The organism is Bifidobacterium sp. ESL0764 (genome assembly GCF_029395515.1).
GTDB lineage: Bacteria > Actinomycetota > Actinomycetes > Actinomycetales > Bifidobacteriaceae > Bifidobacterium.
Genome location: NZ_CP113919.1, coordinates 1611703 through 1636705 on the forward strand (window position 1 = coordinate 1611703; position 25003 = coordinate 1636705).

Below are 25003 nucleotides of genomic sequence, written 5' to 3' on the forward strand. Positions count from 1 at the left end.
GCGAATCTGTTTCCTCTACCGAAAATGCACCGCGCTCTTTACGCTTGCTCTTTACGTTTGATTCATCCAACCGCTGCAGCCATAATCACGTTTGATTCATTCTACTGCCGCAGCCATAATCACGCTTCGTCCGTCTCGCCTGTGGCCGCTTTCCATTCAGCTGCACTCCAGTCCCGAGGCACCTGGCGAATCACTTTGCAGGGGTTGCCGACCGCAACGCTGTCGGCGGGAATGTCGCGGACGACCACCGAACCGGCACCGATGACACAGTTGTCGCCGATCGTCACGCCCGGGCAGACCACCACATTGCTGCCGAGCCAGACGTTGTTGCCGATCGTCACGTCCTCGTTGTGCTGCCAGCCTTCCAGCCGCGGCTTGATGGGCACCGCGTGATTGGGCGTGCAGATACTGCACCGCGTGCCGATCAGGCAGTCGGAACCGATGGATATCGGCCCTCCCCCGACGATCAGCAGATCCATGTTGATGAACGTCCGCGCTCCGATTTTCAGCCCAAGCCCGTAATCCAAATGAATCGGCGGCCGGAAGTCGACACCCTCCTCCGCCCCCGGCACCAGCTTGCGGAACAGCCGCATCGCCTCGTCCGGGTCATCGAAATAGATCCGGTTGATCTTCGCGCAGGTCGATTGCGATTGCCAGGTCAGCTTCGGCAGAATCTCGGACTTGCGATATTGCAGCCATTCATCGTCGAACAGTCTCGCAAAGTCAGGGTGTTTCGCTTTCAGCTCTTCGACTTCGTCTTCCATGGCGCCTTGATTCCTCGCAATCGTTATCTCTTCACGGACATCCTGCCGCAATAGGTACTTGCCATGCCCATGCGAGTCCTGATTCTTCTTGGCATCACCAATATGATATTGTTTTTCATCCTTTAAGTCAAACGAATTAATTATATACGAAATGCCCTAGACGCCTGGTCTCACAGAGAACTCCGACTTGCCTAAACCCCTCTCGACCGAACGCAAGTCATGGCCGCATGGGGGAATCAAGCTGAGAATGCCCCGACTCAGGCATCAATTTAGGTGAAATTCCAACGATTGAATTGGTATAAAACAATTTGGGTACCGAGCAGAATTCACTCGGTACCCAAATTCTTGGAACTGTCTCAATCAGATCGTTATCACCCGACGCACACTGACGTCACTTCACAGGTCCTGCGCGGCGAAGAGCGCGCCGGGGGCATTGGCCTTGTCGAAGTGGTCGGCGGTGACCAGGAGCTTGTCGTTGGTGAACGCCATCTGGCCCAGACGGGACATCTCGCGGCCATAGCCGGAGAGCTTCACACCGCCGAACGGGATGTCGGGCAGCGAAGCGAGCGGGGTGTTGACGAACATCATGCCCGTGTAGACCTTCGCGGCCACCTCGGCACCATGGTCCTTGTCGCCGCAGAAGAGCATGCCGCCCAGCCCGTAGGGGTTGTCGTTGGCGACCGCGATGGCTTCTTCTTCGCTATGGACCTTGTAGATCGCCGCCACCGGGCCGAACATCTCGGTCTTGTAAGCCGGATTGTCCGGGGTGATGTCGGTGAGGACGGCCGGACGGAAGAACTGGCCCTTCGAATCGATTTCCGGGAACTGATAGGCGATCTTCGCGCCCGCAGCCACGGCCTCGTCGAACTGGTTCTGCAGCTTCTCCTTGGCGCGCTTCGAGTTCATCGGAGCGATGGTGGTCTTGGGATCCATCGGGTCGCCCGGGGTGACCTTGGAGAACGCCTCGACCATGTCGTCCACGAAGCGGTCGTAGACGTTGTCCATGACGATGAAGCGCTTGGCCGAGGTGCAGACCTGGCCGGCGTTGTAGAGGCGGACGCGCCACGCGATGTCGGCGAGAGCGTCCATGTCCGCGTCGCCCAGAACGATGAACGGATCCATACCGCCCAGCTCCATGGTGCTCTTCTTCAGCGCCTTTCCTGCGGCACCTGCGACGGCGACGCCGCCACGCTCGGAACCGGTGAGCGCCGCACCCTGGACACGCGGGTCCTCAATCGCCTTGGTGACCTGATCGTAGGTCAGGAACATGTTGGTCAGCGCACCCTTGGGAGCTCCGGCCTCCTCGACGACCTCGCAGAATCGCTTTGCCGAGGTCGGGGTATTGGAAGCATGCTTCAGGATCATCGTGTTGCCCAGCATGAAGTTCGGCGCAAACACACGCATGATCTGATAGTACGGGAAGTTCCAAGGCTCCACCATCACCACGACGCCAACCGGCTGGTGCAGCACCTGTGCATCTCCGGCGACGATGCTGTCGAGCTTGTCCGGCTTCAAAAGATCCTCGCTGTGATCGGCGAACCAGTCGGCGATGATCGCGCACAGCTCGACCTCACCCGCCGACTCACTGACCAGCTTGCCCATGTCGACCGTGCAGATCTCGGAGAGTTCGTCGGACTTCTCGCGGAAGAGAGCCGCGACCTTGTGCAGGATCTTGGCGCGCTCGGCAATCGGCTGACTCAGCATGTCATGGAAGGTCTTGTCGGCCAGTGTGATCGTGTCCTGCAACTCCTCATCGGTTGCGAACGGATATTCCTTTACCAATTCGTTGGTATATGGATTGACGGTTTGATAAACCATAGCTACCTCCTTGTAGGTGTTTATTCATCATACTACAAAGGTGCATTCAGAGAAAAATCGTCCAGCGTAAATCGAACGTAAATCCAGTCGATAATCATCGAACGAAATGCCGGAAATCCTCCACGGACAAGCCGCACAAACAGATTGATCGGCCTGTCATCCACAGACAACAGGCCGATCAATCATTGAAAAATATCGGGATTCAGGCCAAACCCCTAAAGCTTGCCGAAATCACCAATTCAAACCTTCGCTGGGCTCATCGACGGGCTCATGGCGCACGCCGGAAAGCATCAACGCACCCAACTCCGTGGCGGCACGCCTTTCGCGATTTTCCAGTTCCGGGGTATCGAAATCCTCTTTGGTGGCCATCAGGCTCGTGGCCGTCGGCACGGCGCGGAAGAACGCGAACAAGCCGCGCATCACGACGTCGGGCACCAAGGCATGGCGGTTCGAACCGCCGGTCGCCGCCAAAACCATCGGCATATTGGTGATGGCATCGCGCGGGACAAGATCCCAGAACGCCTTGAACAGCCCGGAATAGGAGGCTTTGTAAATCGGAGAGGCCACGATGAGGCCATCTGCTGCCGAAACCGCGGCTATGGCTTCCTTAAGACGGTTGCTGGACTCAAAAGTCACCGAAGCCTTCGCGATGTCCTCGGAAATCTCTTTGAGATTGACCATTTCAACAGCAACAACCTTGCCACGGGCCTCAAGATACGCCTCAGCCTTGCCGGTGATTTCCTTGGCAAGCCTGCGCGTGCTGGAAGGTTCCGAAATGCCGGCATTGACCACCGTCAAGCGGTACTGTTTCACACCAGCCTCAGCCTTGGCGGCCAGTGCCACAATGTCTGTCGTCTCCTCAGGACTCACGGTTTTCCTCCCTACACCTGACAACTTCAATTTTGTTCTTCGCTTCAAACCCTGCAAGCGCACCGCAAAGGCACGCCCCGGCAATTCAAGTACCCGATAACTACTTGCTAACGTACCACGTTCATATGTCCAAAGCGAGGCCGAAACATCAGGCAACACAAAGGAAAACGTGATTGTGTTCACATTACGCCGTCACATGCAAATTATAGCGCAACAAAGCATCAGACACTTGATAGAAGCTGCATATTCAATATCGGATTCCGCAATCCACCATCCACATACGTGATTGCGGAATCCGGTTGTGGGCATACGGTTTCGAATGCCCGGTTTCGTCACGACGCCTGAACGCCGGCAACGTGACGAAACGATACCTTGAAATCACGCTTACTTGTTGGCCTCAACGTGCTTGGCGAAAGCCTCGGCGAAGCCGCGCAGGAAGTCTTCGGAAGCCTCGACGACCTTGCCGTTCTCGTCCAGGCCGGTGATGGCGTTGAAGTAGAGCTCGGGCTGGCCCATGAGCTTCATGTCGAGGAAGAGAACGACGTTGCGCAGGGCCTGCTGGGCCTGGGTCGCGCCGAGGGCGCCCATGGAGGCGCCGATGATGGCGGCGGGCTTGCCGGCGAAGGAGCTCTTGCCCCACGGACGGGAGGCCCAGTCGATGGCGTTCTTGATGACGCCGGAGAAGCTGCGGTTGTATTCCGGGGTGACGAAGAGCACGCCGTCGGCGGCTTCGACGGTCTGCTTCATCTCGACGACCTTGGCAGGCAGGTTCTCGTCGAGGTCCTGGTTATAAAGCGGCAGGTTCATGTCGATGTAGTCGAACTCGACACCTTCGGGCGACAGGCGCTCGATGTTCTTGGCGAGGTTCTTGTTATAGGAATCTTCACGCAGGGATCCTACGAAAACGGCGATCTTGGTCATTGTTGCTCCTTGGTTCTTGTCATTTGTTCGTTATCGTTTCCACGAGCCGAAACCGGGTTGCCCAAGTCGGCTCTCCACATATCTCAAGCCCAGCCACCTTGTGGCCGTGCGTACCATATTGCAATACGTGAGCTTGTTACTGGCAATACTAAGCACTTATCGAAGAGCTGTCATATTCCGCCACGGGATAAGCGGGAATAAATCGAAGGAAGACAAAGTGTCTAATTATTTTCCCGAAACATACGTGGCAATCCCGCCTCCAACCCCAACCGCCACAATGGATGAGCACTCTTCAAACCTCGTCGCTAGACTTTAAGTCATCGAGCAACATCTATCCGAAACGAGGACAATTGAGCGCCGATCTGACCGTCATCAGCCCGCTTTCCTGGGTTCAGGAGGCCTTCAGAGACTATTTCGACAAAGCTCACATGACTGATAGCTCACAATCGCGTATGGCTTCCGCAAGAGTTAACTCCAAAAACAACGAACCAAAGCCGACAGCAACGTCGGCAATACGCCCGCAATCGGGAAATCCTACCGATTATTGGAAGGCTACGTACGATTACGGATTCGAACCGGCTCGTGGAGTCGAAGACGGCACCGCCGTGTGGATTGCCCCCGACCTGCTGATTGCGAACAATGCGTGGCGGGAGCGGAAGGGTTTGCCGCCGCTGCTTTTTGAGACTCCGGCCGCCGATTGGCTCGAAACGTTGCCTTGGGAGTTCACACGACGAAAGGTACTTACCGCACCGGTTTCGCAAATTCGTTCTTGGAACAAATTTCCGGACGGCCTGGGTGAACGCCCGTGGTCGCAACTGAGCGGCGGACGGGTGCCCGAGTTCAGGGCCGCACGCCGAAATCTTCGTGAACTGCAGGATGCCTTGCGCCGGGCTCCCGACGATTCCCTGATTACCGTCAATACCCATATCGACGGCATCGGCGAGGAATGGTGCGTCATCGTCGGCGGCGGCAAGGCCGTGGAATCCTGCGGATATTGCGTTCATCGTTCTCTTGACGAAGACAGCCACGACGTTCTCACCGTGTTCGACGGCGCGCGATTCCACGAATCCTTGCGAATGGTTGCCGAATCGTTCGCGACGCAGGCTGCGCAGGCAAGCCATCTGGATAATGCCAGTATCATCGTCGGATTCCGGAATACCAGCGGTGTCGCCAAAAATGCGGAATTAGCAAATGCAGAATCCGTTAACGCAGAATCCTCGAATGCAGAATCGCCAGACACAGAGCCGGCAAACGTGACGCCAGGGAACATGGAACGCACGAACGGAAAGTCAGAGAATCCAAAATCAGCAAATACAAAACCAGCAAACGTCAAGCCAGCAAACCCAGAACCGGTGAATCCTCGCCTCTCGATTCCAGGGATTGAACCTATCATCATCGAAGCCGATCCGACGTGGTGCACCACCCCATATCCTTACGAAACCACCGAGGAAATCAACGCCTTTTTGAAAGCGATTTCGGATAGCCGAATATACGAAAGCGATGACGGTATCTTCAAAAACCGGAACGGACAAAGCATACGGAAGACCGACATCTTTGCTCCTGACCCGTGGATGGCTCGTCACGCCGCGCATCGCTATGATCGCTTCTGAATACCGATAACAGAACACGGCAAATCCTTGTGCAACCGTCGAAAGTGTATTGTTGAAGGCAGAGAAAAGCAGTAACAAGCAGATGAAAGAGAATGACACGATGAAGTCCAATCCCCGACACGCCCCAAGGCATATCAACGGTTCTGCAGGCACCGCCTCAGCTCACGGAGGCTCATCGGCGCTTCGGCTCGTGGGGGCGGGCGTTCTTGTGCTGGTCGTTCTGGCGGCCATGGGCGCAGCGCTGTTCTTCGGCATGCGCAGCCACAGCGCCTCCACGACGGCCAGCGACAACACGACATCGAACGTCGCCGTCAGCAGGAAAACCACACCCAAGCCGGTGACCACGCACCACGGCAACTCCCCCGACTGCCCGGACCAGGACTGCATCGCCCTGTTCGTCAACGGCGATCTGCTCTTCCACGAGGGACTGTGGGAGCATTTCCAGAACAACCCGAGCGCGACCGACGGCACGGCCTTCAACTTCGACCCGCTCTTCGCGAATATGAAGCCGTATATCCAGCGGTCCGACATCTCGGTGTGCGAGTTCGAGACGCCCATCGCGCCTCGCGGCGGGCCGTATTCCGCCTACCCGATCTTCAACATTCCCCCGGAAGTCGCGGACGCCGCGGCGCATGTGGGCTACAACGCGTGCACGCACGGCACGAACCACTCCTGGGACCAGGGCAGCGCCGGCATCGCGCGACTGTGGGATACGCTGGCTGCTGACGGCATCGCACAGACCGGATCGTACAAGACCGAAGAGGATTCGAAGAAACCGCTGGTCATCAACTCCCCCACCGGCGGCGGCAAGCTCGGGCTGATCACTGGAACGGTCTCCCTCAACGGGATGACCGCCGACCACGACTGGCAAGTCGACCGGCTGCGCGAGGCTGGCGACCCCAATCACGAGGCCGACATTCAGAAAGCCGTCGCCAAGGCCAAGGCGGCACGGCAGCAGGGCGCGGACGTGGTGGCGATCGCGATGCATTCGGTGCAGGAATATCTGACGAAGGCCGATTCCTGGCAGATCTCGGAAGCGCACGAACTCGCGGATACCGGTGCGTTCGACGTCATCTACGGCGCCGGCTGCCACTGCGCGCAACCGATTGAAAAGTATCACAATACGTGGATCGTGTACGGACTCGGCAACGCGGTGACCGTCACCTCCTACATCCCCGGCAACGAGGTCAACAACCAGGGCGTGAGCGCACGTATCCAGTTCGCGGGCAAGCGCGGCAAGCCCGGCACGTGGCGGGTCAACCGCATCGACTGGGTGCCGACGGCCAATATGCAGCAGGGGCAATACCGATGGTGTCCGATTTCGGGCGACCATCCCGACGGCTACTGTTGGAGCCAGCAGACCGACACGCAGCAGGAGCAACGCATCAATACCATCATCTATTCGCTCGGCGCCGACAACAACGTCGTGCACGAGTGGCGGCTGACCGACGAGCAACAGCAGCAACCGCCGCAGCCGCAGAAACAGCCGCAGCAACAGCCGCAACCACAGCAGCAAACACAGCAGCAAACACAACAGAAGAAGTAGGAACAACAGCTACAAGCATCGTTTGCGAAGCTTTGCGGTCACGGCTGCAACAAGCGGACTTCGATTACAGCTCGGTAGGTGCTGCACCGTAAGCAACCTCGACAACAAAAGGCCGCAGAAAACTGATTCATCCAGCTTTCTGCGGCCTTTACTCATATCCTTTATTGGCATGCATTCAAAGGACTCGCGCGCCTAGACGCTCACGCCATCGAAGCGCCAAGCTGCTTGATATGCTCGATCTGCTTGGCCACAGCCGCGCGGGCCTTCGGCGAATCGTCACCCATCTCGAGGTTGTCGACGTAGACCAGCTCGGCGTCGTCCACGCCGCAATAGTGGTGGAACATGTAATAGATGACCTGCTTGTGGATGGCGTCGTGGATGCCGGACTCGCGGTACCACTGCTCCGAACTGCCGGTGAGCATGATGACACGGAACTTCTTGTCGGCGATCGCGGACTTGCTGCCGTCGGGGTTGTAGCCGAAATGGCGGCAGAGCACGCGCTCGGTGAAGCCCTTCATCATCGCAGGCATCTGGCACCAGTAGACCGGGAAGACCAGCGCGATCACGTCGGCGTCGAGGATCTTCTGCTGCAGCGCGGCCACGTCGTCGGGCATCGGCGCCTCGTCGAGGTATTGCTTGCGGTCGGACATGCGATAAGTCGGGTCGAACCCGATGGCGTGCAGGTCGACGAACTCGGTCGTCGCGCCTTTTTCGGCGGCACCTTCGAGAAACGCCTTGCCGATAGTCTGTGTGAGTGATGCCGGTTCCGGATTCGCGGTAAATGCTAAGAAATTGGTCATGATTCTTATTGTAGAAGAAGCCCACTAACAATGTTGGCGAATTACCAGTGATATCGGTTACGTGCCGCGTTTGTAACGCCATACGTTACTGATGCGGCATCAACAAGCACTATTAGATATTAAATGTCCTTCACCTGAGGGTTTGTTTGTTGCGCTATATGCTACAAACGAAGTATCGGCTTCACCATTTGATGCGAAATACACTATCTCAGTGCTTCAGTTGTCGCGCTAAAGGTTACAAAAAGTCAGTCTCACTATCTGCCGAGGAATATGTTTCTTAGATACTTCACTAATCGTGTTATAGACCACAAATGGAGTATCGATTTCTCGTCTGATACGCAACGCACTCTTGCTCTGCCTCAATCACTGCCGTTTACTTAACCGATAAAACCTCAGATCCTTAATCCGTCTGCGGCCCCGGGCCAAAAAGCACGAAGCCGCCGGCTGCATCGACCGGCGGCTTCGCGAACTGGACACTGCCCAGCTTAATCAGTTAACAACTTTAGCAGAGCCTGGAACCACGAATCAACTCGCTCACTCGTAGACCGCGACCAAGCGACCGCGGACATCACCGGCCTGGAGCTTCTTCAAGCCTTCGGGAATCTCGTCGAAAGAGATCTTGGTGGTGACCGGGTCGAGGTCGCCGGACTCCATGAGCTTGTAGACGCCGGCGATGTCGTCCTTCGTGCCGCCGTTGGAGCCGAGCAGGTTGACCTGGCTCATGATGAGCGCCTTGGTGTTGATGGTGCTTTCCAGCCGTCCCATGCCCACGAGCACGACGGTGCCGTGCGTCTTGTACGCCTCGACCGCCTGGGCCGCGGTGGTACCGAAGCCGGCGAAATCGATGACCTTGTCGAACTTGACGCCCTCGACCGCGAACTCGTCGATGGACTTCTTCACGTCGATGGCGCCCAGATCCTTGGCCATCGGCCACGCGGATTCCTTGACCTCGGCGACGTAGAGGTTCGCGCCGAGCAAGTACGCGACGCGAGCGCCGATCTGACCCAGCCCGCCGACGCCGATGATGCAGACGTCCTCGCCCTTCTTGACGGCCGCGCGCGTGGCGACGGCGTGGTACGAGGTCATGCCCGCGTCCGTCGCCGCCGCACCCTTGACGAAGTCGACCGAAGCGGGAATCGGCACCAGCGCCTGCGCGCCGATCGCGATCTTCTCACCATAGCCGCCGTCGAAGCCACCACCAGGAGTGCCGGCCGAAGTGGTCGGGCAGATTGCGACACGGTCGCCGACCTTGAAGCCTTCGACGCCCTCGCCGACCTCGCTGATGACGCCCGCGTCCTCATGGCCGAGCGTGAACGGAACGGTGTGGCCCTTCATCCAGCCCGGATCGGTGAGGAACCCGACATCCGTGTGGCACAACCCAACCGCCTTCGTGTCGACGATGACCTCGCCGGCCAAGGCACGCGGCTCCGGCACCTCTTCCAGCTTCAGCGGCTTGTTAGTCCCGTAAAATCTCCATGCTTTCATAGACATAGATAATATAATCATTTATTGAAGAAAGCTGCTCTTAATATTTTATATCATTCTTCCATAGGTTTTTTGGACTGATATCTCTTCCTTTGTAGTTTCAAATTTTTCAAATCCAACCCACGGTTCTCATTATCAGACGGTAGTTGCAAACTATCGAATAGAGAAAGAATCCCGTTAAGATCTCGATCATCCATTAAACGATTCTGCAAATCAAAACCAGTTATGTACATTTGCGACAATAAATTTTTAATCAGTTTAAATAAAATAGGTTGATTTAATATGGAAGACATACTTTTAATTAGAGAGTTACATATTTCCTTCCATTTATTTGGCCGAGTCGCAAGTATAAAGATAAAACAAGAAAGAATATTGGGACAGCGAGTTTTATAATCCGAGCACTCTTGGTTTATAGAGATAATATCGTTTATTAAGGAACCAAGCCTCTCAGTAGCTAGGTTGTTTGAAATCTCCATACAAAGAAAGGACCAATAAGACGCTTCTATATACGAATAAAGCTGGTAATCTGTATAATCAATCGGTTTTTCATCAGCACTTATCTTTTTAATAGCAGATAAAAGAGCCCTCTTCGCCTCTGGGGAATTACGATAAAGCAGAAAGAACATTCCCCAGCCGTATACAATTTCTTGTAAAGCAACGTTTCTCCAGCAGTCATCCTGTTCATCAAGATAGTTTGACCATTTCGTTATCAAAGATAAAAAATTTAGAACAAAAAACCATTTATCTTCCAACGAATCGTTAAATTTTTCAGTAGAAATGTAAATTCCCTTTTGACTAAAATCATCGGAGTCAGAGGCTTGAAAAACTTGATCAACTAAAAATTGGGAACCATTCGAAATATCCAATAAAGAATCAGCTTCGGCTTCAGCCTCTATTGGATCCATTGCACGACCATCTACCATCTCCGCGTTATCAGAAATGTCAGATGGAGCTATCTCAGAAAAATCAACTTTTACTTTCCCCAAATATTCTTTCTCAACTTTTTCATATTCAACAACCACGTTTTTAAGAACTTTACTACTTGTGCCATCAAGTTCGGTGAACATTTCAATCACATTTGCATAATGCAAACTATTGGATAATAAATAATCCAAAAATTCTTCACCTGATTTACCTATGTTATATGGTTTTACGAAAAGAGCACCATATAACAGAAGATACGAAGCCCTGGAAAAAAGCAACATGTCATGTTTAGTAGCTTTATCGTTAAACTCTGAAAAAATATGAACTTGTGTAAGAAGACTGAGAAAGTCGTCTGAATTGGTCTCGATATTTTGCTTTTTGAAAAAATCTACAACTATTCGATTAACTTCACTTTTTTCGATTACTTGTACATCTTTACGAATCATTGTTTCAGCAATTTTAGCAAGAACCCTATGAATATCTCTAGGCGTTATATTAGTCCCTAGAATACGATCCCCAACAAGTTTAGCTAACTTATCACAAAAGGCTTGCAGAAGAATTGCTTGGGACGATGCAGTAGCAACAATATCTGGACTTGATTTAACAATAGACAACAATAATTCTGCATTCATATAGGTTCTAGGGAGATTCATTCTTCCCATTGTGTCGTATACAATCTGTGCATAGTTATCTCCATCTTCAGTGGATTCATGCAAACATACTTTAGCCAAGCGATTGATATCTTTTTTACGTACTGAATCTAGATAATATGTTGAATATTCGATGCCACACTCATTTAATAACTGAAAAATTTCTTGAAGCTGACTGTCTCTACAGCCAAGAAAACATTTGAAAGGCTGGATACTCTTTAAACTTTTTAGAAACGATTTCGCTGTACGAATTGAAGCCTTTTTCTGATTATCGGTAGTTAATACATCATCAATTGTAATAAGAAGCGACTTAGGGTCGACACCAGGCCTTGCCAATCTTTCATTAATCGCTGACTCAAGATCATTAGAACAAGTTTTGTATGATAAATTGATAATGTCATTTTTAGTTTTATCATGATTTTCAGCTGCAATAGTCAAAAGTGCTGTTGTCAGACCAGAATTAACCCCTTGTGCAGAAATCAGAATTACCGAAGGCTTACATTTGATTATTTCCTTCGAAGATATTCGATTAAAAGCACCACTTTCGTAATCTTTTTTTCTTTCTTTTTCAGTAGAAAAAAGCGTAGGTCGCTTCCGAATAAACCCACAAGGACATATTAAGTCAGCCCCATTTTTAATTGAAAAAATCTCTTTATAATCACCTGTACCTTTTTCTAATCGTTTTTCTATATTTAGATCCTGCTGTTCACGCTGACTCTGTAACAGTAAATTATCTATGAATTGAGGCAATTCAGTATAACGGTTTCCATACGGGACTACTTGAAGTTGATAATCTTTACATATAATTTGGCTTTTTCCTAAATCACGAGAACTGCACAAAAACAAATCGTTATTTTCTCCGGTTTCAGCAAAAATCATGAAAGTCTCAAACTGTGAAGTAAAATCTAAATCTCGTATCCCCTCGCCAACCGCTAAGAAAATCAACTGACGTGTCATCAAAAGAGATTGGAAAATTTCGCTTCCGTTTGACGAAGCTAATTTCTCGTATTCATCAGAAGTGAAAATAATTGACGCAGGATCTTTATAGTATCCATGAATATGGAAAATACACATTTCTTCATTAGAAAAAGCCAATTTAACTTTTCCAACATCACGCCAAGTCAAACTCACTACATCTATTCCAATATCGATTGCCCGTCGTTCAAGGATGTCATCATAGTTTGTTGTAATAATAATCTTTCCCGAGTAAAGCAACTTGTCAATGAGATTACTATTGTTTATCTTCTCATTTTTGCACAATGCTGAAAGCCAGTTCCGAAATTCCTGTTGTGAGTTAAAGGAATCTTTTAATAAATCAGCTACAGCTAATAGAGACGAGCTGTCATCAGCCTCAAAGAGCAGAGTTCTAAGTGCAGCGGCACCAGATTTGTCTAAGTCTCGCATTTTTTCTAAATGGTTTATACCGTCTTGAATAAGGTTCGTCCATGAGGCTAAGGGCGAATCCTTGCCCACAGCAGCTGACGTTAGTCCTGCCCCAACAACAAAACATGCATCACGACTTAACTTTTCATTCATAATTTTTCTGACCATCACCGAAAGTTCCTTCCCCGTTAAACGAATACGACACTAAATTTTTTGACTTAATTCCTTATAAATCGACTTATCCATTGCAAACAAATACAACCCATGAACACCTCTCTTAAGGAGGACACTTAACTCATTTCGGAAGAGATTTTCGGCTGACGTATCGCCTAAATCTTTGCGATCGGGCTTCGCCAAGTAGTTGGCACTCTCGTCTGGATCGAAAGTGATGTGGCCATCCTTGTAGCCTACTGACGGGCCAATGATGACGCCGGCGTAATTAAGATCGAAACCTTGAATGGTAAAGGTGGAACCTATCTCATTGATGGTGTGCGGCTGCTCGGCCCACGCCAATTCATTGCCCACTCGCTTTGACTCGGTCAGATCAGTGAGCTGGTAATTCCACGGCTGGCAGAAGTAATCCTCCGTCGTTCTGCTTTTCCAATGCTTGTAATAACCATTCTTGGTGAACGTATCCGTGTCTTCGGTATACTCGATCGGACTGAATTTCGGCAGACCCGGCTTTGAACCATACTTCCAAAGACCATCAGCGTCACTATACATTTCTACATTCCAGAAGCCATTTGGGTCGGTGCTATTAGGAGATTTAGACGAATACTTCCAGTCGTATGTCGCAAGCACACGTGAAAGACCCTGACCATTCCATCCATCGGGCTTCAGCTCGGCCTTCTCTTGAATAGCCTTGAATAGTTCAACGGGCGAATCGAAAACCTTGACTTCATAAGGCTTACGCTTCCAACGAATCTTTCCATCTCCGGCTTTAGCTTCTGCCTCAAGATCACGTTCACCTGGATCGACCGGCAGCTTGCCAATATGCCCGTTGTCGGCAAAATCGTCAATCCAATCAATCATTTCCTGACTGGCAGCCATACGGAACTGATGCTCCATACGAATATGCGCAACATCTGTTTTCAGAGGCGGTAAATCTTCATCCGGCCCGAGTTCGACAACTTTTGCAGCTTCAATCTTGCCAGTATGCGTCTGGCTTCCGTTCTCAATTTCTTTCTTCGGAAAAAGCTGCTGATAAGTCGCGGCATTCATCTTCTGCTTGGCTTGAAGAATCTGCTTCGGGTCGAAAACAGCGATGACCACTTTAGCTCGACGCAACAAATCATAAAGCTGGTTCTTACCCGAATATCCCTGGTCACCTTGCGTCAACAGAAGATGCGCCTCATCGACCAATACGATATCGGCCTTACCGTCAGGCTTATTGGGATCGCCACGACCCTTGCTGCCATGCATGGGCTTACTGAAACGGTTGATGAACTTGGTCGGCTTCATCACTACTTGATCAAACTTCTTCTGCAAACCCAGCTTGGTAGCAATTTGATTGTAGACAGTGACCTGTTCGTTATGATTTACCAAAATATACGCAGGATAGTCTTTATCTGCCCGCTGTGATTCAGCCTGCTTGTTTTCTACATCGGCTTGCTGAGCCCGCGCATCCTCGACTTCCGTATAAATGCGATAGAACAAATGGCTCAGCAACACTGTCTTTCCGGTACCTGCAGCACCCTCCACAAAAATAAGTTTCGGCTTTTGTTCCTTGCCTTGGGCCTCAACGCTTTTATCCGCCAAAATCGCCGAAAGCTGTGCCAAAATTGATTCCTCAGCCTCAATCTGTTCATGACTGAGCTTATGAAACGGCGAAGCCTTGAACAAAGCAGAATCACGGATAATCTGCTCTGCCGGGAAAAGTTCCGGATTATCATCATGCAACTCAAGCCAGATCTTGGAGAAAATCTTGTTGAAATCCTTCTCCGTGTAATAATCGCCCTGTGCGTTCGTTCGCCCATTAATAAGTTTTTTAACCGAATCCGTGCTCGACATATAGTGCATGAAACGATTTTCAACGTCCAGTGTCAACGACTTGTTAAATTCCGGATGCCCGATGACATACTGCAAATACGAATCGCTATCCTTCTCTACAGCCTGGGCAACCGACTCCCAATCTTCTCGCGTTTTCGGATCGTCGTTAAGATGCTGAGAAGTACGATGAACAATGTCGTTCGTCTCACCTACGTAAACGGTATATTCGAGTTTCCCTGTGTGTTTATTCTCCCAGACGGCTTTGTCTTCAGGATTGGAACTTACTACATAAACCGTCGGATATCCAAGCACGAAGTGCATCAGCTCAGGCTTCTGCTGTAAAAACATGCCTTCAACTATGGAATCGCGAGAATCCTTATGCAGCACAGTCGCAGCTTTGAAATCTTCGGAATCCGCATCGCCATATGGCAACTTCACAATGATCGGCTCTTGAACATCATTTCTCATGTATCAATTATTGCGCAATACTGCTAGCTTTTCCGTCGCGACACTCCGATGCAAAAGAATTATTCATATTTAAAAATGTGCGTAACTCTCTACGCCAGCTTATAAAAGGTAATTCCATCAGGACTTCTTTGTCGTCGTTCCAAAGCAAACCGAGTACGCTTGTTAAGCATGATCAGTGAATTCACCATTCAAGCAATCCGAGATTTCAATCGCAAACGTGACTGGGACCAATACCACTCACCCGAAAGCCTCGCCAAATCCATCAGTATCGAAGCCGGCGAACTGCTCGAATGCTTCCAATGGTCGCCGGATGTCGCAAATCCTGATATCGACCACGTCAAAGAGGAACTGGCCGACGTTCTGACTTATTGCATTGACCTCTCCGAAAAGCTGGATTGCGACATGGATGAAATTATCATAGATAAACTTGAGAAAACAAAAGCTAAATATCCCGTCAAAAAAGTAAAAAATAACTTTAAAAGATATCGCCAATTACACCAGTAAAACAATAATTCATTAAGATTTTACTTAATCACATATTTGCATTCGGTTTAAAAGGATCGACTTTCCAACGAATAAGCATCCAAGTGCCATCCTCATAAGGAAAAGCCGTATCATAATCCTCTATGGATTTAACACGAATCCATTGAAGCCGAGTTTGATACTTATCACCATTTCCTGGTTCAAGCTCCACAGTTACAAACGCAGAAGCTCCAGCCACATTTTCAATTTTTAAAATATGAGTCGATTGAATCGGATGACTCGCGTATTCTTCTTTAACTTCCAAAGTCAATCGACCAATACTTCTCTCTGTAGGATTAGCTACATGTTCTGCTATTTTCCGATAGTTTTTCTGTTCCCAACCACTAAAGAAATAACGACTATCTTTCCTAATTCCACTGGGATCAGGGTTTTCCTCCTCAGTACCTGTCTCATAGGGTTTCCATTTGTCCACACTCTCTTGATTTTTTCTACTTTTCTCAAATAGCTTTATTAAATCTTGGAAAGTTACAGGGTCTTGAGCAGGTTTCGCTAATTGTTGAGCTCGCTCTTTTTGAGCTTTAGCCCAATCAGTAGCCGCAAATAGCAAATTCCACGCTTTTGTAGCAACTATAACATTGTCAAAATCAATCAATTCACCGTGCATGATTCCGTTTCTATATAAATCATGCACTTGATCACCAGAAAATTTATGGAACCCTTTTCTATATATTTCACTTATCCTTGGCAACGCTTCTGTAACCGCAGTCGCACTATCATACGCTTTCATGTCATCACTTTCACGAGCCGACAAGGCACGCCGCTTTTTAGGATCAGTATCATTAACTAAACCGTCGACCTGGGAAATAAGTATAAAAACTGTACTGTAATATCTGCCATCACAGAAATCATCTACTGCTTTTCTAATCAATGGCATTCGTTCTCTAACATTGAGATTCGACTGTACCATTCTCAGTTGTAATTCGATATGCTCGCGTGAAGAATACCAATCAATTAATCGTTTTTCTGCAACATCGGGATTATCTGTATTAATAATCTCTTTTACATCACTGATGGGGAACGAATCACTAAAAATCCAGTTCCTGTTTCCAAGAAGATTATAAAACTTATCTACTAAATGTACTAGTTCATCAATATTTTTCTCAGTGTTTTTAATCGTTTCCCTGACAATTCGTCCAGCTTTTCCTGGACATAATTCAAATACCTGCATTGCTTTAACTTGAGCTCGCAGCTCCACTACAGAAGGCAAATCAGACGCATTGTCATAATTTTGAACATTATCTTCCGCCATTATCGAAGCTCCTCTATATTAACCTGTCATAATCTTTTAAGAATTTGATAAAATCTCTGTCTAATTGGCAAAAGCGTATTTTAAACGTCAAACAAACGCTGTCATGCAAACTTGTACTGCATATCCGCTGGAATATTGGCTAGCAAATCGCCTTCTGTCAGCTCGAAAGATCTCGGATCTATGGCTTGCTGTGGGAGAGCGTTGCCCCAGGCTTGCTGACACATCTGGACCAGAGTGCTGCCGTCGACAAGTTGGATACCGGCTTCATTCGCATATTTGACAGCTTGGGCGGTATAGGTGCTTGTCGTAATGAAAATCAGACCTTGCGCATGTTGTATTTCATTGGCACCTGCAAGCTTGCGCAAAAGCGGCAGACCGACATGACGATAGGGCTCGAAGCACTTGCATTCCGCAATGTATGAGTGACCATCTTTGGTCATTTTCAAATCAAAACCACCATCGTTGTTGGACTGGGTAACCGCAACCTGGTAACCATAATGCCGATAGAGATCAGCACAGAACAGCTCGAAATCGGTAGGCTGCGACGAGAAACTGTCGACAATCGCCTGAACCGAAGTGGCGCGTTGCCGCACCTTGACCCGCTGGACTGCCCGCTGGCGCTTAAAAGATTCCGAACGCGAATAACCAATCGAATTCCCGTTACGCCGCATGTCGAGTACAAGGCCGTACAAGGTCAATGGATTCTTGGATTTGAATGAAAACCCGGCTACTTCGAGCGTGCTCTTCGGCTTGCAGATTTTATTGTTTGAATGCCGCCGATCGGCGGTGCCATTCTTCTTGGCGAATCGCCAGAATGGGTAATTCAAAACAAAACTGCCGATTTCATTAGCGTCCCGCGAATGGCTGATTCTCACTCCTTTAGGCACTTCAACGTTGCAGATTTTGCGCACTCTTCCCCTCAGCCATAGCTGCCAAAATTCGCGAAGCAACAGGACAACCAGAATAATGCCGGCAACAGCTATCGCCAACGGTATCGCATGCGCCTTCAAAACCGGTATGAGTTTGATGAGCTTGTCACTAACGTCGGAATCAGTCATAAATGAAATAATACCTTTAGATAATCCCTATTCCAGCAGCTGCAACAAATCGTCCTTTGTGAGGTTCGAGATGCCGGCGGAGGCGCCGGTGCCGGCCTTGTCTACGGTCTACGAAACGATGGGCCAGGTCGGACTTGGACTGCTGCATCTTTAAGATGCGCTCCTCGATCGTGTCCTTGGCGACGATCTGGTAAACGTTGACGTCCTGAGTCTGACCGATACGGTGGACGCGGTCAGTGGCCTGCTCTTGCGCGGCGGCGTTCCACCACGGGTCAGCCGTGTACGCTCGTCAGGTTGAGGTCCATGTTGTCAACACTAATTTCATCATCATGTAGGTTTGATATTATAATATATACAATAAATTTTTATTATTCTTGTACAAACTACAATAAGGAACTCATGAAACGTACCGATAAACTACTCAGGATGCTGAACGCCAGAGGCGGTACCCTCTCCACTTCCGAGATAGTCAACGCCGGATTTTCGCCAGGATTTCTGACTTACTTGGCCCAGAAAGGCGAAATAGTCAACGAGACTCGTGGAATCTGGTCGATTCCAGAAACCCCTATCGATGATCTAGCAACAATCACCAAACGTTGGAAGCGATGCATCATCTCTTACGGCACGGCACTCTGGTTGCATGGTCTCAGCGACCGCACGCCACACACCATCGATTTGACCGTTCCCGAAGGATATATGCCACGCACCGCACACAAAGAATTCCCGAATATCAATTTCCATACAGTAAATAAAGAAAAATATTCCATAGGGCTGAGCAAAGCAAAAACGCCTGCAGGGAATATGGTACCGACCTATGACAAAGAACGCTGTATCTGCGACGCCCTCAAAGCGAGAAACTCAAACAGCATTGACATCCAGCTTTTTACCGATGCTCTGAAACGTTACTTTTCCGATCCAAAACTCAACATGAAAAAGTTGTCACAATATGCGAAACTGTTAAAAGTAGAAAAAGAGCTGCATAGATACACCGAGGTATTGCTATGACCAAAATCAAGGACGCCAGCCTACGCGGCAAAGTACGAAATCTGGCACAGAAGAACCATCTGTCGGCGCAGGAAGTGCTGCAAATGGTCATCTTCGACCACTTTCTTGAACGCCTGTCCCGTAGCGTTTATTCGAATAAATTCATCATCAAGGGCGGCTTGCTTGTTTCCTCCCTATCGGGAATTTCCAGCCGTACGACCATGGATCTGGACGCAACCATCCTTGGAATCAAGATGGAAAGAACACATCTCACACAAGTCATCAAAGAGATTTGCGACATTGACTTGGGTGACGGGTTCTCATTCTCGTTCGAACGATTGGACCCCATTCGACAGAAGGATATGTATGCCGACTTCAGAGCACATCTGCGCGCACAATTCGGTCGTATTGACGCACCTCTGAAATTAGACCTAACAACCGGAGATGCCATTACTCCCGAACCTATCGATTATGGGTATGAAACGCTATTCGAGAACAAGACAATCCGACTTAAGGCTTATCCCATCGAAACCCTTATCGCTGAGAAATTCGAAACTATCATGCGTCGTGGCACAGAGAATGGACGAGCTCGAGATTTCTACGATCTGGACATTCTATATCGTCGTTATGGCCAAAACCTCAATCCCCTTACCCTCCGCCAAGCAATAACCAATACAGCCAACCATCGCGAATCCTTGGCGGAAATCAATAATTACCGGCAAATCTGCTCCACGCTTCAAAGCTCGGAGTACCTTCGACAGGCCATCTGGAAACCCTATATTAAGGCGAATCCTTACGCAATCGGCAGAAGCTTCGAAGACACCATCAACAGTGTTCTTGCCTTAGGAAATCTGGCCAATTTATAATCTAGATAACGGCCTTACACTGAATAACAAGAAACTCAGGCATATTTAGACACAACTATTAATGTTTTTATGCTAATTGCAAAATTCCAAAAACAACACGAGGTACGCTAGCAGCAGTTCGCTCGCGTACCCCGGTATCATACGTTTACCCCAGCAGCTGCAGCAGATCGTCCTTGGTGAGGTTCGAGATGCCGGTGGCAGAGCCGGTGCCGGCCTTGTCTACGAAACGGTGGGCCAGGTCGGACTTGGACTGCTGCATCTTCAGGATGCGCTCCTCGATGGTGTCCTTGGCAACGATCTGGTAGACGTTGACGTCCTGGGTCTGGCCGATGCGGTGGGCACGGTCGGTGGCCTGCTCCTGCGCGGCGGCGTTCCACCACGGGTCGGCGTGCACGACCACGCACGCGCCGGTGAGGTTCAGACCCGTGTTGCCGGCCTTCAGCGAAATCAGGAACACCGGGGTGTCGTCGGCGTTGAACTGGTCGACCAGCTCGAGGCGCTTGCGCTTGGGGGTGGCTCCGGTGATGACGTTGTAGGCCACGTGGTTCTTGCGCAGGCGCTCGGCAATCAGGTCGAGGAAGCTGGTGAACTGCGAGAAAATCAACATCTTGCGGCCGGCGTCCTGGCAGCTGGCGACTAGTTCCTCGATGGCGTCAAGCTTGGCAGACGTGACCTTACGTGGTTTGGCAGTCGCCTTACCTGCGGCTTTACCTGCGATAGTTGCCACATCGCCGTCACCAACAGCTTTGCCGGAGGCATCGGTCTTCGATGCCATCGATGCATCCGAACCACTGGCTGAGCCTCTACCCGCTCCGGATAAACCGTCATTCCCAACAATCGCGTTCGCCGAGGCATCGGCGGTCTCGCTGAGCTCGTCAATATACTCATCGATCGGCTCATCATCGGCGCGCTCGGTCTCTCGGCTGGGCATACCCCAGACATGCGCGTCCTTCTTGACGACGTTGCTGCCCACGTTGCTGAACAGCAGCCGCGGATCGCAGCATGCCTGGCGCAGCCGAGTGAGCTGGGCCAGGATCTGGATCTTGCCGGTCTTGTATTCGATGTCGCGCTGCTTGTTCAAGGTGGCGCGCAGCTGCTGCTCGAGCGCGGCATAGAGCTTGCGCTGCTCCCCCTCGAGCTGGACGGTGAGCACGTTCTCGATCTTGTCGGGCAGATCCTTCAAGACCTGCGACTTCAAGCGCCGCAGAATAAATGGTCCGACGAACGCCTGCAACTTGCGCTGCGCGTTCTCGTCTCCGGAGAGGATCGGCATTTCGAAGCGGTCGCGGAAGTGCTTGTAGGCCCCGAGCATGCCAGGCATCAGGAAATCGAAGATGCTCCACAGCTCGGAAAGCCGGTTTTCAATCGGCGTACCGGTCAGCGCGAAACGGTGCCGCGCGGCCACAGTTCGCACCGCACGGGCGGACTTGGTGGCGTGGTTCTTGATATATTGCGCCTCGTCAAGCGTCATACAGTAACATTCGAGGCCATCGTAATCGTCGATATCGCGGCGCAGCAGGTCGTACGAGGTAATCAATACGTCCGGCGCAACCCACTGTGCGGTCTCATCATCATCGGCCGGTTGCGGACTATCAGCACTTTGCCAGCCGTCGTCGCTCGATGCGGATACGACAGGATCATTAGCTCGCGCGATGGAAACAGATGAACTATGATTCGACTTCTTTCCCGCGACCTGCAGATTAGAAGTCAGTAGCTCGCCGTCAGATCCACGGAGCATCTGATTGTGGTTCAGAAGGTCGGTATCATCCATCGAAATATCGAGACTTGTCTGCTGTGCCCCGGAGACATGCTGACTAAAGACATGCTGCTTAACAGTCAGACGTTCGCTCTTGCTGGTTTTCGAGCCGGAATCATGAGACTCATCATAGCCGATTCCCGTTCCCGTTCCGGTTTTACCAACACCAGCACTAGCACCAGCCGCTTCCCTGCCCTCGTACCACGCCTTGGTATTCTTCAACGTCGCGCGACGGGCGGCCTTGGAGCCAGCCAGCACCTGCACGTTGAGCTCCGGGGCGAATTTGGCACATTCCGCGGCCCAGTTGTAGACCAGCGACGCCGGGCAGACGATGAGGTTCGGGCCGATATCACGCTGCTCGTCGCGCCGCGAAACCAGATACGAAAGCATCTGCACGGTTTTGCCCAAGCCCATCTCGTCGGCCAGGATGCCGCCGAACCCCTTGTCGGCCACGGCATTGAGCCAGCGGAACCCTTCGACCTGGTAGGGCCGCAGCACGTGTGCGAGCGACTTCGGCACCTTGTAGGTCTTCGGATCGATGACGCGCAGATCGTTCAGATAACTGCGGAATTCGTCGCTTTTATCCTCGTCGTCGGCTTCGTTGTCGAGGTAATAAGCCTCATAAGCGGGCACGGAAACGGCCCCGGAGTCCAAATCGACCGGCTTCAGGCCCAGGTCGCTGCTGACCTCGTCGAGCTTGCTGGTGTCGACGTCGGCCATGTTGACGAACGCGCCGTTGCGCAGGCGGTGGAACTTGCGGCGCTTGCGATAGCTGTTCAAAAGCGCCGGCACTTCGGACGGGTCGATTTCGTCGGCGATCGGCGAGATCTCGACCAGTCCGGATTTGATGGACAGGCCGATCTTGAATACGGGATGCGGCGAGGAGGTGAGTCCGTCGAAACTCGGCGTGGAGAATACCTCGCCCAGCCCGCGCAAAACGGGCAGTCCTTCGTTCAGCAGCTTGTAGATTGCCTTGTCGTTGTCTTCGGCGATGCGGGCTATCGGGCCGTCGGGCATCGGGAAGTACTGCCGCACGGCCTCCACTGCCAAGCGCTCGGTTTCGCGATCGCGGGCGACCGGTTCGTTCGGGCCGATGCCGGAAAAGACATGGAAACGTTCGTCGCCGTACCTGGCCTGCACGTCGCAGGTGATGCCCTTGCGGTCGCGGTCGAGATACGTTTCGATATGGCAGGGCACGCGGCGCATTTTGATAAGCTCAGGAGGCAGTTTGACGGCAATGCCGTGATGCGAGGTGCCACGCGAGGTGGCCGGCGTCAGGTCGTCGCTCACCACGGATGCCGAACCGGGGATTGCGTCTGTTAAGTTTTGCGATGAACCAGATGCAACAGGTCCAGCTGTCGCTCCTTGCAACGATTGGCCGGCATCGGTTCCGTCGGATACGGAACTCTTGTTATTCCGATTATCGTCAGCATCGTTACCGTCGTTAACACGGCCATCACCGTTAACGCCGCTACCGGGATTGGCGACTTCTCCGGCATGACCCGTTTCGCTTTCATTATCACCATCGCCAGCGTTACCTGCACCATTCGCGTTATCAGCGCTGTCATCATCGCCAGCACGGCCGGCATCGCTGACCTTCTCGCCACCATGCCCGCCGTCTGCAGGAACTGGGTCGAGCGCGGGCAGCACCGTACGCGAAAACTCTTCGATATCATCGCTGCTCAAATACAAATCCCCGCGTTCGTCGCCGGCGCAGAGCACCCCGAGCAAGTTCCGGTTCGTGGTCATCACGCTGGAACAGCGGTGAATTTCGGGAGTATCCAAAGCGAGAGAATGGCCGGCTGCAGGGCTGCCTACCACCACGAATGACGAGCCGCGTCCGATAATGAATTTTTGGATATTAAGGGCATGACGGATAACGTAACCGTATTTTTGAGACTGATTATTATCTTTTTGTCCCAAAGATTGCCGATCCTGCGGATTCCCGCTATTCCCAGCGTCGTCACCCTCGTCATCGACACGAACGACTTCCAGACCCAGATTAGGATCACCATCGACCACACGAACAGGCACGGCCGAACCAAAATTGCCATGAACCGGCACATAGTCCAACGTCGCGTCCGCGTCGACGAACAGATCGAGCAATTCCGCGGTCTCATCGTCACTCAGCCGCATTTCCTGGGCTTCCGCCTTGCTCTGGTAGAACTCGTAATCGCCGGAAACGCTTTTGCGAATCTCGATGGCACGGCCAAGGATAGCCAGAATCGAGCGCGAACGTTCGTCGAACGAATCGCGGGAATGCACGAACGCAAGCTTTTTGCCGTAAGTGACGAATTCGCGGCGTTGCACGGCCTCGACCAACGCACGCACGTCCTTGACCACGTAGGAAATGCCCTTGGACGGCACCGCGATATGCAGACGCAGGTACCAGTCGCGCGCCGAATTCTCCAGCATCGGACGCAGCACGACCGAACCGATGGGCATGTGGCGGCTCAACGCAACCCCGCTGCCGATGTCGCCGGAAGCGCGGCTGCTGACCTCCTTCAAGAGATCGAGCTGCCGATTCTTGGCTTGTTCGGCGAGCGCCGAATCCTCCTGCTCCATAAAAGAGCGCAACACCCGCGAGGTACGACGAACGACCCTCTGCCGGCGAGCGCCAAGCTCCACACTCCCTCGAGAACCCGTAGCAACGACGCCGTTGCCGAGTTCCTCGAACTTCTGCGGCGTATCGTTGTATTGCATGATCAGCGCGATGACATGCTTGCAGATCGCGCCGAAACGGCCGAACGCCGGGCACGTGCAGTCCGAATCGATGATTTCGCCGTGATTCTCGTCGATGCGAGCGCTCACGGCGTAATCGTCCGCGAATTCGTCGGCAGGCTCCACGGATGCGGCCAACAGCGTCCCGTCCTCGCCCGGTGTGCAGGTGAGATTGTGCATGCGTCCGCTGGAAATGACTTCATAAGCGCGATAGAAACTCTTGCCGCCACGCTGCCGCAAGACTTTTTCGGGCACGGCCGGTTCGTTGGCGCCGAAGGTCACACCGCCGTCAGGGTCGGCAATCCCGCCGAACGTATCGTCGCCGGAACCCGCTCCAAGCCCGAATCCCCCCGAGCTGCCGGTCCTCGACCCATACACCGACGCATGCCAATCCAAATCGCGTTCCCTCTTTCGCTGTCTGCCGCAGCCGATTCAATCCCAACTGATCGCCGGCTCCGATATCGCCGATATCACCGTCCGATATCAAAGTCCGCAAACTTTCATTCTACACGCTCCGGCTCTGTCCGCGAATTCATGACGTTACACAAACAGCAACGGCTCGCGCGAAACGAGCAAAGCCTGAAAACCTAGATATTCC

Annotated in this window: 15 protein-coding genes and 1 pseudogene; 5 read left to right on the plus strand and 11 right to left on the minus strand. The window is 51.6% G+C overall.

Going from position 1 to position 25003, the window contains the following annotated elements; translation table 11 throughout:
- Positions 1-119 precede the first annotated feature (119 nt).
- The 4 genes from OZX71_RS06140 to OZX71_RS06155 all read right to left on the minus strand — a co-directional run bounded on the left by OZX71_RS06140 (position 120) and on the right by OZX71_RS06155 (position 4373).
- A complete protein-coding gene (locus OZX71_RS06140; protein ID WP_277159709.1) occupies positions 120-764 on the minus strand; it encodes a sugar O-acetyltransferase in 645 nt (214 codons plus the stop codon).
- A gap of 396 nt (positions 765-1160) precedes the next feature.
- Positions 1161-2582: an NAD-dependent succinate-semialdehyde dehydrogenase gene (locus OZX71_RS06145; RefSeq protein ID WP_277159710.1), complete on the minus strand. Its 1422-nt coding sequence runs from the start codon at positions 2580-2582 to the stop codon at positions 1161-1163.
- A gap of 231 nt (positions 2583-2813) precedes the next feature.
- Complete coding sequence (locus OZX71_RS06150) at positions 2814-3452, minus strand: CE1759 family FMN reductase (RefSeq protein ID WP_277159711.1); 639 nt, start codon at positions 3450-3452, stop codon at positions 2814-2816.
- A gap of 384 nt (positions 3453-3836) precedes the next feature.
- Entirely contained in the window at positions 3837-4373 is a 537-nt protein-coding gene (locus OZX71_RS06155; protein WP_277159712.1) for an NAD(P)H-dependent oxidoreductase, read from the minus strand.
- A 350-nt stretch (positions 4374-4723) separates the two neighbouring features.
- Here OZX71_RS06155 and OZX71_RS06160 point away from each other — a divergent pair, with 350 nt between their 5' ends.
- Both OZX71_RS06160 and OZX71_RS06165 read left to right on the plus strand, forming a co-directional pair.
- Positions 4724-5983, plus strand: coding sequence for a hypothetical protein (locus tag OZX71_RS06160; protein WP_277159713.1), 1260 nt, complete (start codon positions 4724-4726; stop codon positions 5981-5983).
- Positions 5984-6236: 253 nt separating this feature from the next.
- Positions 6237-7439: pseudogene (locus tag OZX71_RS06165) on the plus strand (CapA family protein); the annotation flags it as partial.
- Between the two features lie 290 nt (positions 7440-7729).
- On the opposite strand, the gene OZX71_RS06170 reads toward OZX71_RS06165, so the two are convergent.
- From OZX71_RS06170 to OZX71_RS06185, 4 genes are all read right to left on the minus strand, one after another.
- Positions 7730-8329: an NAD(P)H-dependent oxidoreductase gene (locus tag OZX71_RS06170; protein WP_277159714.1), complete on the minus strand. Its 600-nt coding sequence runs from the start codon at positions 8327-8329 to the stop codon at positions 7730-7732.
- A 534-nt stretch (positions 8330-8863) separates the two neighbouring features.
- Entirely contained in the window at positions 8864-9814 is a 951-nt protein-coding gene (locus tag OZX71_RS06175; protein ID WP_277159715.1) for a zinc-binding dehydrogenase, read from the minus strand.
- 53 nt (positions 9815-9867) lie between these two features.
- Entirely contained in the window at positions 9868-12939 is a 3072-nt protein-coding gene (locus OZX71_RS06180; RefSeq protein WP_277160675.1) for an SIR2 family protein, read from the minus strand.
- A gap of 36 nt (positions 12940-12975) precedes the next feature.
- A complete protein-coding gene (locus OZX71_RS06185; protein ID WP_277159716.1) occupies positions 12976-15228 on the minus strand; it encodes a DUF2075 domain-containing protein in 2253 nt (750 codons plus the stop codon).
- A gap of 168 nt (positions 15229-15396) precedes the next feature.
- Here OZX71_RS06185 and OZX71_RS06190 point away from each other — a divergent pair, with 168 nt between their 5' ends.
- Positions 15397-15732 (plus strand): nucleotide pyrophosphohydrolase, encoded by a 336-nt coding sequence (locus tag OZX71_RS06190; RefSeq protein ID WP_277146432.1) that lies wholly within the window; start codon positions 15397-15399, stop codon positions 15730-15732.
- Between the two features lie 28 nt (positions 15733-15760).
- Here the strand turns inward: OZX71_RS06190 and OZX71_RS06195 are convergent, their stop codons facing one another.
- A complete protein-coding gene (locus OZX71_RS06195) occupies positions 15761-17020 on the minus strand; it encodes a hypothetical protein (RefSeq protein ID WP_277146430.1) in 1260 nt (419 codons plus the stop codon).
- 101 nt (positions 17021-17121) lie between these two features.
- The gene (locus OZX71_RS06200) at positions 17122-18078 is read right to left on the minus strand and encodes a restriction endonuclease (RefSeq protein ID WP_277146429.1); all 957 of its coding nucleotides are present in this window, start codon (positions 18076-18078) and stop codon (positions 17122-17124) included.
- Between the two features lie 399 nt (positions 18079-18477).
- Between OZX71_RS06200 and OZX71_RS06205 the strand changes: the two genes are divergently transcribed.
- Complete coding sequence (locus OZX71_RS06205) at positions 18478-19083, plus strand: type IV toxin-antitoxin system AbiEi family antitoxin domain-containing protein (RefSeq protein ID WP_277146426.1); 606 nt, start codon at positions 18478-18480, stop codon at positions 19081-19083.
- A complete protein-coding gene (locus OZX71_RS06210) occupies positions 19080-19928 on the plus strand; it encodes a nucleotidyl transferase AbiEii/AbiGii toxin family protein (RefSeq protein ID WP_277146425.1) in 849 nt (282 codons plus the stop codon). Before OZX71_RS06205 ends, OZX71_RS06210 begins: the two co-directional genes overlap by 4 nt.
- Positions 19929-20073: 145 nt before the next feature.
- On the opposite strand, the gene OZX71_RS06215 is transcribed toward OZX71_RS06210, so the two are convergent.
- Positions 20074-24801 (minus strand): DEAD/DEAH box helicase, encoded by a 4728-nt coding sequence (locus OZX71_RS06215; protein WP_277159717.1) that lies wholly within the window; start codon positions 24799-24801, stop codon positions 20074-20076.
- Positions 24802-25003: the final 202 nt, after the last annotated feature.